This is a genomic window from Burkholderia cepacia ATCC 25416 (genome assembly GCF_001411495.1).
GTDB lineage: Bacteria > Pseudomonadota > Gammaproteobacteria > Burkholderiales > Burkholderiaceae > Burkholderia > Burkholderia cepacia.
The window spans coordinates 129,012-145,463 of the sequence record NZ_CP012981.1; the positions used below are offsets into that span (position 1 = coordinate 129,012).

A 16,452-nucleotide genomic window follows, 5' to 3' on the forward strand; every position below is an offset into this window, starting at 1 on the left:
CGATGCGCCGGCGATGACCGACGGCCCGGCCGCGACGCGCCGCCGCACGGGGTACGATGCCGTGCACGCTTCTTGCTCGCCTATTCTCTAGGTAAACTGGCAGTCTTCCTTCGGCCGACATCATGAGCATGATCGAAATCGATCCCCCCGGCTTTCAGCCGCCCCGCCCCGTCGCCGGCGACGACGGGAACCGGCGCACCGTGCTGTACGGCGGCTACACCGTGTTCAGCGTGTTCCAGCCCGTTTTCTCGGTGTCGCACCGCCGCGCGATCGGCTATCACGCGTCGCTGCGTGCGCACGACGAGGACAGCCGCCAGGTGGCGTCACACGAGGTGTTCACGCAGGCGGCGCGGCGCGGCGACCTGCTCGAGCTCGGCCGGCTCGCCGAATCGCTGCATCTCGGCAACTTCCACGCGTTCGACAGTCATGACGAATGGCTCTTCCTGAGCCTGCATCCGGCCGCGCTGATGGACACCGTCTACAGCGACGCCCTGCTCGCGAACCTGAAGGCGCTCGGGCTGCCGCCGCATCGCGTGGTGCTCGAAGTGCCCGAGCAGGCGGGCGGCGAAACGCCGCGCTACGCGGCGATCGTCGACGGGCTGCGCAAGGCCGGCTTCCTGATCGCGCTGGTCGGGTTCGGCGCGAAGCATTCGAACATCGACCGCGTGTGGCACCTGCATCCCGACATCGTCACGCTCGATCGCGGCATCCTCGCGCAGGCAAGCGAGCACTCGCATCTCGAACGCGTGCTGCCGGGGCTCGTGTCGCTGCTGCACGAATCCGGCCAGCTCGTGCTGATGGGCGGGCTCGCGACCGAGCGCGACGCGCTGATCGCACTCGAGTGCGATGTCGATTTCGTGCAGGGCCAGTATTTCGCGGGGCCGAGCGTCGAACCGGTGCAACCGCAGGCCGCCGCGGGCTGCATGGATACGCTGTCGGCCGCATTGCGGCTGCGCGTCGCGCAACGCGAGCGCACGCAGGCGGAACGGCTCGCACCGTACGTCGCGGCGCTCGAGGAAGCGAGCCGGAAGCTCGGCGCGGGCGAGCCGCTCACCGACGCGGCGGCCGTCGTACTCGGGCTGCCCGAGACCGCCCGGTGTTTCCTGCTCGACGCATCGGGGCGCCAGATCGGCGACAACGTGCTCGCGCGCGGCAGCGTATCGCAGCGCGCCAAGCGCTTCCGGCCGCTGCTGCACTCGGAAGGCGCGAGCTGGGAACGGCGCCCGTACTTCATCGACGCGATGCGCGCGCCGGGCCACGTGCACCTGACGTCCCCCTACCTGTCGATCAACGAGGCGCACCTGTGCGTGACCGCGTCGATCGCCGCGCCGGTCGCGACCGGCATGCAGGTGCTGTGCGTCGACATCAACTGGGAAGCGGCACTCAACCGCGAATGAGCGCACCGCCGCGCCGCGCTCACGCGGCGGCGGCCTTGCGCGCGATCAGCCGGTGCACGCGCTTGCCGGACGACGCGCTGACGACCTCGTGCTCGTCGATCACCTGCGTGCCCGCGCCGAGCGCCGCCCGCATCCGCGCCGAATCGAGCGGCGTGTAAAGGCGGCCGCGCTCGTCGCGCAACGCGCCGTTGCCGGCCACCCGCCAGCTCATGTACAACGTGCCGCCCGGCATCAGGAGCTCGGCCAGCCGCGCGGCGGCGGCCGCCGCGTCCGCCTGTTCGAGATGCATCACGACCGTTTCGCACAGCACGTTGCGAAACGCGCCGGACGGCACGCCGGCCAGCGCCGGCAGTGCGGCCAGCTCGAAGGTGAGGTCCGGATGGCGGCGCCGCGCCTCGTCGAGCAGTGCGACGCTCGCGTCGTAACCGCGCACGTCGAAGCCGCGCGACGCGAGCCAGGCCGTATCGCGCCCGGCTCCGCAGCCGACGTCCGCGGTCGGCCCCGGCGAAAAATGCTGCTCCAGCAGCGCGTACATGTCGTCTGGCGCGGCCTGGTCGAGCCAGTCCTGCGCGTATTGCGCGGCATGGGCGTCGTAGGCATCGAGAGTCGGGCGATCCACCATGGTGACAGCTCCGCATAAGCGTCGTATGACGCACCCCGCATCTTGGCCGCAGCACCTGCCGTGCAGCCCCCCACGCCCCGCGCGTCGGCTTGCGCGGCCCCTACGCGGCCCGCACGTCGCCCGCGCGCACCGCCTGCGCGGTCAACTCGGCCCACAGCGCGTCGCCGCGCCAGGCCGGGCGCGCCGCCGCACGTTCCGCGTCATGCACGAGCGCGCACAGTCGCGCATTGACGGGCGCCTGCGCGCCGACGCGCGCGGCCAGCCGCACGACCTCGCCGTTGATCCATTCGACTTCCGTCGCACGCTGCGCCGCGAGATCGTCCGACATCGACGAACGCGCGAGCGGGTCGATCGCGAGCATCCGGCCACCGAGCACGCGGAACGCGAAATCGGGCAAGTCGAGCACGGCCGGGATCCACGCGGCCGGCAACGGCGTCAACCGCGCAGGCCGGATCGCGGCCAGCGCCAGGCAGTGCAGCGCTTCGCGCTGCGCGAGCGCGACGCAGCGCCGGTACGCACGTTGCGCGAGTTCGTCGCGCAGCGGCAGGTTCGCGAGCGCATTGACCGCGTTGTTCAGGTTGAGCAGCAGCTTCGCCCACTGCACGGCCCGCATGTCGCGATGCAGTTCGAGCGGCAGCCCGGCGCGCGCGAATGCGTCGGCAAACGGCTGCAGCGCGGGAGACGCGTCGGCCGCAAGCGCGCCGGCCGAGCCCTGGTGAAACGCGCCGGGTCCGCGCTCGATCACGTTGAACGGCACCATGCCGGCCAGCACGGTTGCTTGGGGCAGCGCCTCGCGCAGCACGTCGGCATTGTGCAGGCCGTTCTGGAAGCTGATCACGACCGTGCCGGGCCTCAGCACGCCGGCAAGCTGCGCCGCGGCCTCACGCGTCGCGGCCGATTTCACCGCCACGAGCACGAGCCGCGCGGCCGCCGCAGCCGCCGGATCGGTCGTGAACACGACATCGGCCGGGGCGAGCGTCGCGCGATAGCCGCGCCGGTCGGTCAGCGTCAGCCCGTGCCGACGAATCGCATCGCCGATCCGTGCGCGGCCGACGAGCGTCACCTTCGCGCCGGCCGCCGCGAGCCGTCCGCCGAGATAGCAGCCGACGGCGCCCGCGCCGAATACGCAGACCGGTGCGTCAGACATGCGAATGCGCGCCGCCGTGCACGGGGCCGGCCCGCCGCTCGACTTCGCGGCGCACTTCGCCGCGCAGTCCCGCGAAGAACGCGACCTCGGCGACGACGAACAGCGGCCCGACCACCAGGCCGACCAGATCGTCGACGAAGGCGGGCTTGCGCCCTTCGAACCAGTGCCCGACGAACTGGACGATCCAGCCGACGACGAACGCGCCGATGCCGGTCGCGAGCCATTGCGCGGTCGGCAGCAACGCGAGCGCCTGCGCGGCCCACAGGCTCAGCGCGAACAGCGCGGTCATCACGATCCCGAACCGCAGGTCGAGCCGCAGATAGAACGCCGCGAACGCGACGGCGAGCAGCAGCGCCGGCGACAGCGCGACGCCGGCCGGCATCCCGAGCGCCGGCCGCGACAGCAGCACCTCGACCGCGAATACGATCATCGGGATTCCGACCAGATGCGTCGCGATGTTGCGCGCGTCGCGGTGGTAGGCCGCATATTGGGAAAGATGGTCTTCGAGCGTCTTCATCGCGTCTCCTGGTCGGTGGTTGAGCGCTATGATGCGCGTCACGCCCGAGAACCTCTGTCAGCTACCCGACATCGCGTGCCCATGCCCTCTTCGCTCGCCCCGTACCTGCCGCAGATCGAAGCGAACCCGTGGTTCGCCGCGCTGCCGCCCGCGTTGCGCGCGGACCTGCTCGCCCGCGCGGCGCTGCGCCGGCTGCCGGCCGGCCATGCGCTGTTCCGGCGCGGCGACCCGCCGTGCGGGCTGTACGCGGTACTGGCCGGTTCACTCACGATAGGTGCGGTCGACCCGCAGGGCAAGGAGGCGCTGCTGACGGTCGCCGAGCCCGTCACGTGGTTCGGCGAAATCGCGCTGTTCGACGGCCAGCCGCGCACGCACGACGCGATCGCGCTCGACGACGCGCTGCTGCTGCACGTCCCGCAGGCCGCGCTGCTCGCGATCCTCGACGCGACGCCGCAATACTGGCGGCAATTCGCGCTGCTGATGGCGCAGAAGCTGCGCCTGAGCTTCCTGACCGTCGAGTCGATGAGCGTGATGCCGGCCGCGCAGCGGCTCGCCGCCCGCCTGCTGATGATCGCCGACGGCTACGGCGGGATCAGCGCCGGCCGCACCCGCATCCGGCTGTCGCAGGAAAAGCTCGCGGCGATGCTGTCGCTGACGCGGCAGACCACCAACCAGTTGCTGAAGGCGCTGCAGGCCGACGGCGTCGTGCGGCTGCACGTCGGTGAAATCGAGCTCGTCGACGTCGACGCGCTGCGGCGCGCGAGCGGGCTGCCCGACGGCATGCGCTGAGCCGCGGCAGCGCCGTCACGCGGCCACCCCGCCGTCGCTGCGTTGCGCTATCGTGGCGGCTCGTCCGTTCATCCATCCGCCCCGCCTTGAGCACGTCGACCGCCTCCGCTCCCTCCCTCCATCCGTGGCCGGTGTTCATCGCATTCCTGCGGCTCGGCCTCACGTCGTTCGGCGGCCCGGTCGCGCATCTCGGCTACTTCCGCACCGAGTTCGTCACGCGGCGCGCCTGGCTCACCGAGCGCACCTACGCGGATCTCGTCGGGCTGTGCCAGTTCCTGCCGGGCCCTGCGAGCAGCCAGGTCGGGATGGCGATCGGCCTCGCGCGCGCAGGCTACGCGGGGATGTTCGCCGCGTGGCTCGGCTTCACGCTGCCGTCGGCGCTGCTGATGATGCTGTTCGCGCTCGGCGTGCACGCGACGGGCGCGCCGATCGAAGCCGGTGCATTGCACGGGCTGCGCATCGTGTCGGTCGCCGTGATCGCGCAGGCCGTGTGGGGCATGGCACGCACGCTGTGCCCGGATGCGCGCCGCGTCACGCTGATGGCCGCGGCCGCCAGCGTCGCGCTGCTCGCGCCGGCCGCGTGGACGCAGATTGCCGTGATCGTCGCGGCCGGATTGGCCGGCCTCGTGCTGCTGCCGCAGCCGGCGCGCGGCACCCACGATCCGTTGCCGCTGCACGTGTCGCCGCGCGCGGGCGCGCTGTGGCTCGCGCTGTTCGCCGCACTCCTCGTCGTACTGCCGTTAGCGGCCCGCGCGCTGCGCTCCGATACGCTTGCCGTCGTCGATGCGTTCTTCCGAACGGGTGCGCTCGTGTTCGGCAGCGGCCACGTGGTGCTGCCGCTGCTGCAGGCGGCCGTGGTCGCGCCCGGCTGGGTCGGCGATGCGGCGTTCCTGGCCGGTTACGGCGTCGCGCAGGCCGTGCCGGGGCCGCTGTTCACGTTCTCGGCCTTCCTCGGCGCGTCGCTGCGCCAGGCGCCGACCGGCTGGCTCGGCGGCACGATCGCGCTGGTGTCGATCTTCGCGCCGTCGTTCCTGCTGGTGGCCGGCACCGCGCCGTTCTGGGAGCGCCTGCGCCGCAGCACGCGGATGCAGGCCGCGCTCGCGGGCGTGAACGCGGCCGTCGTCGGGCTGCTGCTCGCGGCGCTCTATCACCCGGTCTGGACCGACACGATCATGGCGCCGCGCGACCTGGCCGCGGCACTCGTCGCATTCGTCGCGCTGGTGTTCTGGCGCGTGCCGCCATGGGCCGTCGTGATCGCGAGCGCGGCGCTCGGCTGGGGGCTCGGCCTCCTCGCCTGATTGGGCACGCGCGGCACGTTCCGCCGCGGCAAAAACAAAAAAGCCCTCGAAACGAGGGCTTTTCTGCTGGGTACCGCGCGCCGTGACGGCGCGCAGGTGCCGGACCTTACGCGAAGTTCTTCGCTGCGAAGTCCCAGTTCACGATGTTCCAGAACGCTTCGACGAACTTCGGACGTGCGTTGCGGTAGTCGATGTAGTACGCGTGTTCCCACACGTCGATCGTCAGCAGTGCCTTGTCGGCCGTCGTCAGCGGGGTCGCTGCGTTGCTCGTCGACACGATGTCGAGCGAACCGTCAGCCTTCTTCACGAGCCATGCCCAGCCCGAACCGAACGTGCCGACCGCGGCCTTCGTGAACGCTTCCTTGAATGCGTCGTACGAACCCCACTTCGCGTTGATCGCGTCGCCCAGCGCGCCCGTCGGTGCGCCGCCGCCGTTCGGCGACAGGCTGTTCCAGAAGAACGTGTGGTTCCAGATTTGCGCGGCGTTGTTGAAGATGCCGCCCGACGACTTCTTCACGATCTCTTCCAGCGACAGGTTTTCGAATTCCGTGCCCGGGATCAGATTGTTCAGGTTCGTCACATAAGCCTGATGGTGCTTGCCGTAGTGGTACTGGATCGTCTCGAGCGAGATGGTCGGCGCGAGTGCGTCTTCAGCGTACGGGAGCGGCGGGAGCGTATGAGCCATGGCGATTCCTTCGTTGAGTATGTAGGGGGCTTGTGTTGAATGCTGCCGAGCGTCCGATTGTAGGCGAGGACGAATAACCCCGCAAACTCACGGGCCATTTATCCGCGGTATGCGGAAAAGCGATGTTCGCGCATCGTCCACAGGGACGAGCCGATACCGCGCAACCGCCGTTCCCGCGCGTTTTTCCCGGTCGCGGCGCGTGCGCCGCTCACGTCAGATCGTATCGGCGAGGCGCGGCTGCACGTCGGCGAGCGACACGTCGGCCGAGCCTTCGGCGAGATGCACGGTCAGGCGGCGCTGCGGCTTCAATGCGTTCGGCGTGCGCACCGCGCGGCCCGTCTGCGCATCGATCAGCGCCGCATAACCGCGCTCGAGCGTGCGCTGCGGGCTCAACACCTCGAGCCTTGCCGCACAGGCCGACACGCGAGCCGTGTCGCGTTCGTGACGGCGCTGCAATGCGAGCGCAAGACGCTGCGACAGCCCCGCGAGTGCCTGGCGCGCCTGCGACGGATCGGGGCGCGCGCGCTGCCAGCGCAACTGCGCGAGCGCGAACCGCGCGCGCGCGTCACGCACCGGCCGCGACGCCGCCGACGCCAGCCGCACGGCGAGCTGCTCGACGTGCGTGCGCTGCCGCTGCAGCCGCTCGGCCGGGCTCACCAGCCGGCGCGCGAGCCAGTCGAGCTGCTGCGCGCGCTGCTCCAGCCGGCGTTCCATGCCGCGTGCGAGCGCACGCTGGCGCTCGCCGACCTCGCGCAGCAGCAGTGCGCGCTGCGGGCTCGCGAGCTCGGCGGCGCCGGTGGGCGTCGGCGCGCGCAGGTCGGCCGCGAAGTCCGCGATCGTGAAATCGGTCTCGTGCCCGACGCCGCTCACGACCGGCAGTTCGCTCGCCGCGATCACGCGCGCCAGCGCCTCGTCGTTGAACGACCATAGATCCTCGATCGAGCCGCCGCCGCGACAGACCAGCAGCACGTCGACCTCGCGGCGCGCATTCGCGGTCTCGACGGCCGCGACGAGCTTTTCCGCCGAGCCCGCACCCTGCACGGGCGCCGGATAGACGATCACCGGAATGTGCGGCGCGCGGCGCGCGAGCGTGGTCAGCACGTCGCGCAGCGCGGCGGCCTGCAGCGACGTGACGATGCCGATCGCGCGCGGGTGGGCCGGCAGCGGCCGCTTGCGCTCGGGGGCGAAGAGCCCCTCGCCCTCGAGCTGCGCCTTCAGCCGCAGGAACGCCTCGTACAGGCGCCCCTGGCCCGTGCGCCGCACGGCCTCGACGTTGAGCTGCACTTCGCCGCGCGGCTCGTACATCGTCACGACCGCGCGTACCTCGATGCGGTCGCCTTCGCGCGGCGTGAATTCCGCGTATTGCGCGCGGCCGCGGAACATCACGCAGCGCATCTGCGCCTGCTGGTCCTTGATCGAGAAATACCAGTGGCCGCTCGCGGCGCGCGTGAAATTCGACACTTCGCCCGAAATCCACAGCAGCGGAAACGAGCGCTCGAGCATCGTCGAAATCGCGCGATTGAGCGCCGAAACGGGTATCACTTCGTCGCCGCCGCGGGTGGCACCCGGTGCGGCAAATGGGGAGTCGGAAGGCATGGACGGTCGGATGAATGCTGGCGGCGACACGATAGTCCGACACGCGCGCGACGTCCAGCGCCGGGCGCGGGCGCGGTGACGCGCGGAAGGTGTCCACACTTTGGCAATCGTCGGCTTGAAACGCCCGAAAACCGCGGAAAAATCCAGACGATTTGAGATAACACATTGATTTTTATATATTTTTAAAACTTTCGAAACGATTCTCATCCGATTCGAGGCCCACCCGGCGGGCGTTTGACTCATTCGAACGGGGAGTTCTTCACAGAGTTATCCACAAGCCGTCGCGATCCGGCCCCGTGGGCTGCGTCGGCCGGTCGCGCTTGCCGCGCCCGCCTGCGGCGCGCTAGAGTGCCGCCTTCCGCAGACCCCGCGGCATGCGCCGCCCAACGGAGAATCCGCCTTGACGAATCCGTCCCACGCCGCGGCGCACGACCTGCCGCGCCCGGCCCGATGAGCGCGCCCGACGGCCCGCTCGCCCGGCTCGAAGCGCGCCTGACGCGAGAATGGCAGCGCCGCGGCGCGCTCGCGTGGGCACTCACGCCGTTCGCGTGCATGTTCGGCCTGTGCGCGGCGCTGCGGCGCACCGCCTACGCGCAGGGCTGGAAGAAGCCGGTCGACGTCGGCGTGCCCGTCGTCGTGGTCGGCAACGTGACCGTCGGCGGCACCGGCAAGACGCCGACCGTGATCGCGCTCGTCGACGCGTTGCGGGCAGCCGGCTTCACACCCGGCATCGTGTCGCGCGGCTACGGCGCGAACGTGAAGGCGCCGACCGCCGTCACGGCCGCGTCTCGCGCCGGCGCGGGCGGCGACGAGCCGCTCCTGATCGCACGCCGCACCGGTGCGCCGGTCTGGGTCTGCCCGGATCGTGTCGCGGCCGCGCAGGCGCTGCGCGCCGCGCATCCGGACGTCGACGTGATCGTCAGCGACGACGGCCTGCAGCACTACCGCCTCGCGCGCACGGTCGAACTCGTCGTGTTCGACCACCGGCTCGGCGGCAACGGCTTCCTGCTGCCGGCCGGGCCGTTGCGCGAGCCGCTGTCGCGGCACCGCGACGCGACGCTCGTCAACGATCCGTACAGCGGCGCGCTGCCGCCGTGGCCCGACACCTATTCGCTCGCGCTCACGCCGGGCGCCGCGTGGCACCTCGACCAGCCGGCGCTGCGCCGCCCGCTGTCGCAATTCGCGAACGAGCGCGTCCTCGCCGCGGCCGGCATCGGCGCGCCGGAACGCTTCTTCGCGACGCTGCGCGCGGCCGGTCTCGCGCCCGCGACGCGCGCGCTGCCCGATCACTATGCGTTCGCCGACAATCCGTTCGTCGACGACGCCGTCGACGCGATCCTGATCACCGAGAAGGATGCAGTAAAATTGGGCGCTTCCTGGCGCGACGCTCGACTGTGGGTCGTCCCCGTCGAAGCCGCGCTCGACCCTCGCCTCATTGCCCTCGTTGTGGAGAAACTCCGTGGACGCTCGCCTGCTTGAAATCATTGTGTGCCCTATCTGCAAAGGCCCGCTCCACTATGACCGTGCCGCGCAGGAGCTGATCTGCAACGCGGACAAGCTCGCCTACCCGATCCGCGACGGCATCCCCGTGATGCTGGTCGACGAAGCGCGCCAGACCGTCGAAGGCACGCCGGTCGACCCGGCCGGCCGCTAAGCCGCCCGAGCCAGCCCGACCCAGCCCTAGCCGCGGCCCGTCCGCGGCCAGGGCGCCGAACCCTCCGGGCGACCCGCGCCTGACGCGCCGCCCGCTCCGTTCTCTTCACCGCCCGCCCCGATGACTCACCCGCAACCCTTCATCGCCGTCATTCCCGCCCGGCTCGCGTCGACGCGGCTCCCGAACAAGCCGCTCGCCGATCTCGGCGGCAAGCCGATGGTCGTGCGCGTCGCCGAGCGTGCACGTGAAGCGGGCGCGCAGCAGGTGCTCGTCGCGTCCGACGCGCAGAGCGTGCTCGATGCCGCGCGCGATCACGGCTTCGAAGCGGTGCTGACACGCGCCGACCATCCGTCCGGCACCGACCGTCTCGCGGAAGTCGCGGCGACGTTCGGGTGGAGCGACGACACCGTCGTCGTCAACGTTCAGGGCGACGAGCCGCTGATCGACCCCGTACTCGTGCGCGACGTAGCGTCGCACCTCGCCGCGCATCCGGCGTGCGCGATTGCGACGGCCGCCCACCCGATCCACGACGCGGCCGACGTGTTCAACCCGAACGTCGTGAAGGTCGCGCTCGACGCGCAGAGCGTCGCGCTGTACTTCTCGCGCGCGCCGATTCCATGGAGCCGGGACGCGTACCAGCCGCACTGGCCCGACGTCGCAGCCATGCCTGCGCCTGCTTTCCCGGTCTATCGGCACATCGGCCTCTATGCGTATCGCGCGCGTTTCCTGCGCACGTATCCGACGCTTGCGCAGGCGCCGATCGAACAGGCCGAGCAGCTCGAACAGCTGCGCGCGCTCTGGCACGGCGAGCGCATCGCGGTGCTGATCACCGAGTCCGCGCCCGAAGCCGGCATCGACACGCCGGCCGATCTCGCACGCGTGCAGGCCCTTTTTCAGCCGGGACCAAAATAACCCGTGGCATAATCAGGCGATTGTGCGAGCCGTCCGCGACCAGCGCGTCCTCGCTTGACCCCGCCCGTGGCCCTGCCGGCAGTCGCGCGTCGCCCAACCCGACGCGCCGCATCAGACCGGTCCGCCGCGCGCCAGGCAAGCGCCGCGCACACCGTCGCCGGCGCTTTTCGCGTCTCGCCACACGAATCTACATACTGGAGATATCACCATGCGTTTGATCCTGTTGGGCGCGCCCGGCGCGGGAAAGGGCACCCAGGCAAACTTCATCAAGGAAAAGTTCGGCATCCCGCAAATCTCGACGGGCGACATGCTGCGCGCGGCCGTAAAGGCCGGCACGCCGCTCGGCGTCGAGGCGAAGGGCTACATGGACGCCGGCAAGCTCGTTCCGGATGCGCTGATCATCGGCCTCGTCAAGGAGCGCCTGAAGGAAGCCGACTGCGCGAACGGCTATCTGTTCGACGGCTTCCCGCGCACGATCGCGCAGGCTGACGCCATGAAGGAAGCGGGCGTCGCGATCGACTACGTGCTCGAGATCGACGTGCCGTTCTCGGAAATCATCGAGCGCATGAGCGGCCGCCGCACGCACCCGGCATCGGGCCGCACGTACCACGTCAAGTTCAACCCGCCGAAGGTCGAAGGCCATGACGACGTGACGGGCGAGCCGCTGATCCAGCGCGACGACGACAAGGAAGAAACCGTCAAGAAGCGTCTCGAAGTGTACGAAGCGCAGACCAAGCCGCTGATCACGTACTACGGCGACTGGGCGCAGCGCGGCGAGGAAAACGGCCTGAAGGCGCCGCAGTATCGCAAGATCTCGGGCCTCGGCGCCGTCGAGGAAATCCGCGAGCGCGCGTTTGACGCACTGAAGTAAGCAGCGCGTCGCGCACCCGCAAGCCGCCCGCTCCGGGCGGCTTTTTTTTGCCCGGGCGGAATTCGCACGACCGTTCTGGTATCGCCGCCGCGTGAGGGAGCCCCGTACAATCGGCCGGGTGCGGGCGTCTGTGTTACCGGTGCGCCGGCATTTCAACCGATCACGGTGCAAGAATCAGGCAACCGCATTGCCCCGGAAGCGCAACTTGTGCTGAAGCGCCAACGGCGGTCGACCGCCTTGCATGGGACCGCCCTAAGCGCTGAAGCGCCAAGGGCGGTCGACACGGAGACAGTCATGGAAATTCGCGGCAACGTATTTCTGATCACGGGCGGCGCATCCGGCCTCGGTGCCGGCACGGCGCGGATGCTCGCGCAAGCAGGCGGCACGGTCGTGCTCGCCGACCTGAACGACACGGCAGGCACCGCGCTCGCGGCCGAGCTGGGCGGCATCTTCGTGCACTGCGACGTGTCGAGCGAGACCGACGCGCAGTCGGCCGTCGACGCAGCGACGCGCGCAGGCACGCTGCGCGGCCTCGTGAACTGCGCCGGCATCGCGCCCGCCGCCAAGACCGTCGGCAAGGACGGCGCGCATCCGCTCGACGTGTTCGCGAAGACGATCAACGTGAACCTCATTGGCACGTTCAACATGATCCGGCTCGCGGCCGCCGCGATGGCCGCCACCGCGCCGACCGCGGAAGGCGAGCGCGGCGTGATCGTCAGCACCGCGTCGGTCGCCGCATTCGACGGGCAGATCGGCCAGGCCGCGTACGCGGCGTCGAAAGCCGGCGTCGCGGGCATGACGCTGCCGATCGCGCGCGACCTGTCGCGCAACGGCATCCGCGTGATGACGATCGCGCCCGGCCTGTTCGAGACGCCGATGCTGCTCGGCATGCCGCAGGACGTCCAGGACGCGCTCGGCGCGATGGTGCCGTTCCCGCCGCGGCTCGGCAAACCGGCCGAATACGCGCTGCTGGTACGCCAGATCGTCGAGAATCCGATGCTCAACGGCGAAGTGATCCGCCTCGACGGCGCGATCCGGATGCAGCCGAAATAAGCACGCAAAAAAACGCCCGCATCGCGGGCGTTTTGTCATTCACGGTTCCGGCAGGCAGCACGGCGGCGGCTCAGTCCTCGCCGTCGCGCTGCATCCGCTGCCGCAACTCGGTTACTTGCGATTCGACGACGGTCGCGTCGTCCGCGTCCGGCCGCTCGCCGAGATACTGCTCGAGATCCTCGAGTGCGGGGCGCAGGTAGTCGAGCCGCGCATACGCGAAACCGCGATCGCGGACTTCGTCGAGATGCTCGGGCAGCAGGATCACGAGCCGCTGCTGCACCGCGAGCAGCCGTTGCCAGCGCTCCGTCTGAAGATAGATCGTCTTCAGGTTGCGCAGCATCCGCGCGATGATCTCGCGGCTCGTCGCCGGCTGCAGCAGTGCGCGCAACGCGCTGTCGACCGCACCGGCCGCACGCGCGACGTACGGCTCGAGCATCTCGACCATCTCGGCTTCGGACAGCGAATGGCCGTTGGCCGGGTCGATGATCAGGTCGCCGTCCGGCAGCGTGACACGCAGCAGGAAATGGCCGGGGAACGATACGCCGCGCGCCGGCACGCCGATCTGCTCGGCAAGCTCCAGGTACAGCACCGACAGCGAGATCGGAATCCCGCGCCGCCGCTTCAGCACGGCGTTCAGGTGGCTGTTATCGGGGTCGTAGTAATCGTTGTGATTGCACGCGAAGCCGAGCTCGCGGAAGAAGAAGTCGTTCAGCGCGGCGACGCGGCCCTTCAGGTCCGTGTCGTCGGCGAGCCGCCGGCGCAGCCGCGCCGCCAGCATGTCGAGTTCGGCCAGCGTGCCCTGCAGGTCGAGGTCGGGATAGGCGTCCTGCGCCAGCGACAGCGCCGCTTCCGTGACGGGCAGGCTGTCGTCGTCTGCCACGAGCGTGCTGAAGTAGTCGAGGACGCGGGTCATTGCGGTCGTCACTTGGCGCGCCTTCTGAAATAAGCGTATTTGAAGCCCATCACCCACAACATACCGAAATATAGTGCAGCGAACAGCACGAGGCACGCGGCCATCAGCGCGATGCGATCGAGCGGCTGCGTACGCATCCCGGTCCAGTCGAAGCTGATCGACAGCCAGTGCATCAGGCCCGCGAGCACGAGCGCCGCGCCGATCAGCTGCACGAAGAAGCGCAGCCAGCCCGGCGACGGCTGGTAGATGCCGCGCTTGCGCAGCCCGAGGAACAGCAGCAGCGAGTTCAGGCACGCGCCGACGCCGATGCTCAGCGTCAGGCCCGCGTGGCCGATCAGCGGCACGAACACGTAGTTCGAGATCTGCGTGACGATCAGCACGCCGATCGCGATTTTAACGGGCGTCTTGATGTCCTGCTTCGCATAGAAGCCCGGCGCGAGGATCTTGATCAGGATGATGCCGACGAGGCCGATCCCGTAGGTCGCGAGCGCGCGCGCGACCATCGTGACGGTATGCCCATCGAACTTGCCGTAGTTGAAGAGGGTCGCCGTGAGCGGCGTCGCGAAGAAGAACAGCGCGAGCGCGCTCGGTGCCGCGAGCAGGAACGTGACGCGCAGCCCCCAGTCGAGCAGCGCCGAATACTCGTGCGAATCGGCGTCGACGTGCGCCTTCGACAGGCTCGGCAGCAGGATCGTGCCGAGCGCGACGCCGAGCAGCGCCGTCGGGAATTCCATCAGGCGGTCGGCGTAGTTGATCCACGACACGGCGCCCTGCCCGAGCCGCGACGCGATGTTGGTGTTGATGATCAGCGACAGTTGCGCGACCGACACCGCGAACGTCGCGGGCACCATCTTCGCGAGCACGCGCTTCACGCCCGGGTGGCGCAGCGCGCGTAGCGGGTTGAGGCCGATCAGCGGCACCATGTCGATCTTCTTCAGGCCCGGCAGCTGCACGAGGAACTGCAGCACGCCGCCGACGATGACGGCCCATGCAAGCGCGAACACCGGCACCTTCAGGTGCGGCGCGACGAACACGGCCGCGGCGATGAACGCGACGTTGAGCAGCACCGGCGCGAACGCGGGCAGCGAGAAGCTCTTGTACGTGTTCAGCACGCCGGATGCGAGCGTCGTCAACGAGATGAACACGATGTACGGGAACATGATCCGCGTCATCGTGACCGCGAGCGGGAACGCCTGCCCGTCGGTGTGCAGGCCGGACGCGACCGCGAACACAACCCACGATGCGCCGGCGATCCCGAAGACCGACAGCACGGCAAGCGCCCACGCCAGCACCGTCGACATCGCGTCGACGAGCGCTTTCGTCGCATCGTGCCCCTGCTGGTTCTTGAACTCGGCGAGGATCGGCACGAACGCCTGCGAGAACGCGCCTTCGGCGGACAGGCGGCGCAGCAGGTTCGGGATACGGAAGGCGACGTAGAACGCGTCGGTGTATTGACTGGCGCCGAACGCACGGGCGATCAGCGTCTCGCGGGCCAGTCCGGTCACGCGCGACAGCAGCGTGAAGCCGCTGACCGTCAGCAGGGCTCGGAATAGATTCATGGGGCGCTTATTATACGGACGTTGCGTGGCCCGGCCAGCGGCCGATGCCGAAAAGCGCGCACGCCGCCGGTGCGCCGCCCGACGGTTGTCACGTTCAACTTGCCACTCGCTTGATTTTGTTGCTATAATCGCCGGTTTCTGGGCTCGTACATGCACGGCAACTGCCGTTTTCATGTCCCGGCCTCGGTTAAAATCACCGTTTTTTTATGCGCCCCTGGGCAATCGTTCTCAGGGGACGGATCGAAAAGCAGCGCTTGGCCGTCAGGCTCCAAGCTCTGGAAACAGGACAGGATAAGGAACCGTCATGGCTAACTCCGCACAAGCACGCAAGCGCGCCCGCCAGGCCGCGAAGGCAAACTCGCACAACTCGGCGCTGCGCTCGAAATTCCGTACCGCGATCAAGTCGGTTCGCAAGGCTGTTGAAGCCGGCGACCAGGCAAAGGCTGCCGAGCTGTTCAAGGCTGCCGTGAAGACGATCGACACGATCGCCGACAAGAAGATCGTTCACAAGAACAAGGCCGCTCGCAGCAAGAGCCGCCTCGCCGCGGCCGTCAAGGGTCTGCAGGCAGCAGCGTAATTCCGGTGCGCCCGCTCACGCGGGCGTTCCTGTTTCCTGCGATCGCAAAAAAGCCCGCCTAGGCGGGCTTTTTTGTCGCCTGTCGCCCGCGCACATCCTGCGGGCCGGCGACGTGTGCCAGGGCGGGCGCCGCATGCGCCCTCGCCCGTGCCGACATCACTTCTTCGCGTCGTAGTCCGGCAGTTCGCACGCCTCGGTGACGACGAGGTTGTTGTCCTTCGCGAAATTCAGCACGAAATCGAACGCCATCGGCTCGACGTCGCGCAGCCGGGAATCGAGGATCACGCATTTGAGGTCGCCGAGCATCGTCGGACGCACGTAGAGCGAATACTTGAGACGCGCGTTCGGCCCGCTCGCCCCCGGCCCGAAGCAGGCCATCACACCGGCCAGACGTTCCGACCAGTCGCTCGGGCGAAACTTTTTCCCGTCTTTCGTGATGCCCTGGATGAAGAATTCGGTCGGAGGGGTTTCAGCCATGTGGTTACCCAAGTGACGGCCCGGCGATGTCCAGGCAACGGCGCCTGGATACGCGAACACAAAGCTGAAACGGACGGCGGCACAAGCATTCAGATGCCCCGAAAACGAGACGTCGACGTGCGCCGCCGGCGGACTGCACCGGATTTGTGCAGCGCACGGCTTGTGTCCGGCAGAGCGCGAAGAGGCTTGCCTGCCGGGCTGGAGAAAACTTTTGGATTATACCGCAGCGCGCCATCGCGCGTCGTCCCGACACCCCTCCTCCTGTGCCGCCCGCAGCACACGGCGATCGCGCCCCGCTTCTCTCCCCGGCTCGTCAAAGCACAGAAAATCCTTTATGCTGCTTTGAGTTATCCACACCCGACGGCGGCGCCGTCCGGCCTTGCTG

General features: G+C 69.1%; 17 protein-coding genes. 9 read left to right on the forward strand and 8 right to left on the reverse strand.

Going from position 1 to position 16,452, the window contains the following annotated elements; all coding sequences use genetic code 11:
- Positions 1-122 precede the first annotated feature (122 nt).
- On the forward strand, positions 123-1,397 hold the full coding sequence (locus APZ15_RS00595; protein WP_027789293.1) for an EAL domain-containing protein: 1,275 nt from the start codon (positions 123-125) through the stop codon (positions 1,395-1,397).
- A 19-nt stretch (positions 1,398-1,416) separates the two neighbouring features.
- On the opposite strand, the gene APZ15_RS00600 is transcribed toward APZ15_RS00595, so the two are convergent.
- The 3 genes from APZ15_RS00600 to APZ15_RS00610 all read right to left on the reverse strand — a co-directional run bounded on the left by APZ15_RS00600 (position 1,417) and on the right by APZ15_RS00610 (position 3,683).
- Positions 1,417-2,019 carry a methyltransferase domain-containing protein gene (locus tag APZ15_RS00600; RefSeq protein WP_027789292.1) on the reverse strand — a complete coding sequence of 201 codons (603 nt, stop codon included), beginning with the start codon at positions 2,017-2,019 and terminating at the stop codon, positions 1,417-1,419.
- A gap of 100 nt (positions 2,020-2,119) precedes the next feature.
- A complete protein-coding gene (locus tag APZ15_RS00605; RefSeq protein WP_027789291.1) occupies positions 2,120-3,166 on the reverse strand; it encodes a 2-dehydropantoate 2-reductase in 1,047 nt (348 codons plus the stop codon).
- A complete protein-coding gene (locus APZ15_RS00610; RefSeq protein WP_027789290.1) occupies positions 3,159-3,683 on the reverse strand; it encodes an Mpo1 family 2-hydroxy fatty acid dioxygenase in 525 nt (174 codons plus the stop codon). Before APZ15_RS00610 ends, APZ15_RS00605 begins: the two co-directional genes overlap by 8 nt.
- An 81-nt stretch (positions 3,684-3,764) precedes the next feature.
- On the opposite strand from APZ15_RS00610, the gene APZ15_RS00615 reads away from it, so the two are divergent.
- Positions 3,765-4,472 carry a Crp/Fnr family transcriptional regulator gene (locus APZ15_RS00615; RefSeq protein ID WP_027789289.1) on the forward strand — a complete coding sequence of 236 codons (708 nt, stop codon included), beginning with the start codon at positions 3,765-3,767 and terminating at the stop codon, positions 4,470-4,472.
- An 86-nt stretch (positions 4,473-4,558) separates the two neighbouring features.
- The gene (gene chrA / locus APZ15_RS00620; RefSeq protein ID WP_027789288.1) at positions 4,559-5,770 is read left to right on the forward strand and encodes a chromate efflux transporter; all 1,212 of its coding nucleotides are present in this window, start codon (positions 4,559-4,561) and stop codon (positions 5,768-5,770) included.
- A 106-nt stretch (positions 5,771-5,876) separates the two neighbouring features.
- Here the strand turns inward: chrA and sodB are convergent, their stop codons facing one another.
- Both sodB and xseA read right to left on the reverse strand, forming a co-directional pair.
- On the reverse strand, positions 5,877-6,455 hold the full coding sequence (gene sodB, locus APZ15_RS00625; protein WP_011352986.1) for a superoxide dismutase [Fe]: 579 nt from the start codon (positions 6,453-6,455) through the stop codon (positions 5,877-5,879).
- A gap of 213 nt (positions 6,456-6,668) precedes the next feature.
- Positions 6,669-8,051, reverse strand: coding sequence for an exodeoxyribonuclease VII large subunit (gene xseA / locus APZ15_RS00630; protein WP_027789287.1), 1,383 nt, complete (start codon positions 8,049-8,051; stop codon positions 6,669-6,671).
- Between the two features lie 450 nt (positions 8,052-8,501).
- On the opposite strand from xseA, the gene lpxK reads away from it, so the two are divergent.
- From lpxK to APZ15_RS00655, 5 genes are all read left to right on the forward strand, one after another.
- Positions 8,502-9,530 carry a tetraacyldisaccharide 4'-kinase gene (lpxK, locus tag APZ15_RS00635; RefSeq protein WP_027789286.1) on the forward strand — a complete coding sequence of 343 codons (1,029 nt, stop codon included), beginning with the start codon at positions 8,502-8,504 and terminating at the stop codon, positions 9,528-9,530.
- Complete coding sequence (locus APZ15_RS00640; RefSeq protein WP_006482216.1) at positions 9,511-9,705, forward strand: Trm112 family protein; 195 nt, start codon at positions 9,511-9,513, stop codon at positions 9,703-9,705. Before lpxK ends, APZ15_RS00640 begins: the two co-directional genes overlap by 20 nt.
- 120 nt (positions 9,706-9,825) lie before the next feature.
- On the forward strand, positions 9,826-10,617 hold the full coding sequence (kdsB, locus tag APZ15_RS00645; RefSeq protein ID WP_027789285.1) for a 3-deoxy-manno-octulosonate cytidylyltransferase: 792 nt from the start codon (positions 9,826-9,828) through the stop codon (positions 10,615-10,617).
- A 208-nt stretch (positions 10,618-10,825) separates the two neighbouring features.
- Entirely contained in the window at positions 10,826-11,488 is a 663-nt protein-coding gene (adk, locus tag APZ15_RS00650; RefSeq protein ID WP_021162571.1) for an adenylate kinase, read from the forward strand.
- Between the two features lie 294 nt (positions 11,489-11,782).
- Positions 11,783-12,541 carry a 3-hydroxyacyl-CoA dehydrogenase gene (locus tag APZ15_RS00655; RefSeq protein ID WP_027789284.1) on the forward strand — a complete coding sequence of 253 codons (759 nt, stop codon included), beginning with the start codon at positions 11,783-11,785 and terminating at the stop codon, positions 12,539-12,541.
- A gap of 70 nt (positions 12,542-12,611) precedes the next feature.
- On the opposite strand, the gene APZ15_RS00660 is transcribed toward APZ15_RS00655, so the two are convergent.
- Positions 12,612-13,454, reverse strand: coding sequence for a SirB1 family protein (locus tag APZ15_RS00660; protein ID WP_027789283.1), 843 nt, complete (start codon positions 13,452-13,454; stop codon positions 12,612-12,614).
- 8 nt (positions 13,455-13,462) lie between these two features.
- Positions 13,463-15,013 (reverse strand): murein biosynthesis integral membrane protein MurJ, encoded by a 1,551-nt coding sequence (gene murJ, locus APZ15_RS00665; protein WP_027789282.1) that lies wholly within the window; start codon positions 15,011-15,013, stop codon positions 13,463-13,465.
- A 304-nt stretch (positions 15,014-15,317) separates the two neighbouring features.
- Between murJ and rpsT the strand changes: the two genes are divergently transcribed.
- A complete protein-coding gene (gene rpsT / locus APZ15_RS00670) occupies positions 15,318-15,590 on the forward strand; it encodes a 30S ribosomal protein S20 (protein ID WP_006482211.1) in 273 nt (90 codons plus the stop codon).
- A 156-nt stretch (positions 15,591-15,746) separates the two neighbouring features.
- Here the strand turns inward: rpsT and APZ15_RS00675 are convergent, their stop codons facing one another.
- Positions 15,747-16,067, reverse strand: a complete 321-nt coding sequence (locus APZ15_RS00675) for a DUF3579 domain-containing protein (protein ID WP_021162567.1) — start codon at positions 16,065-16,067, stop codon at positions 15,747-15,749.
- Positions 16,068-16,452: the final 385 nt, after the last annotated feature.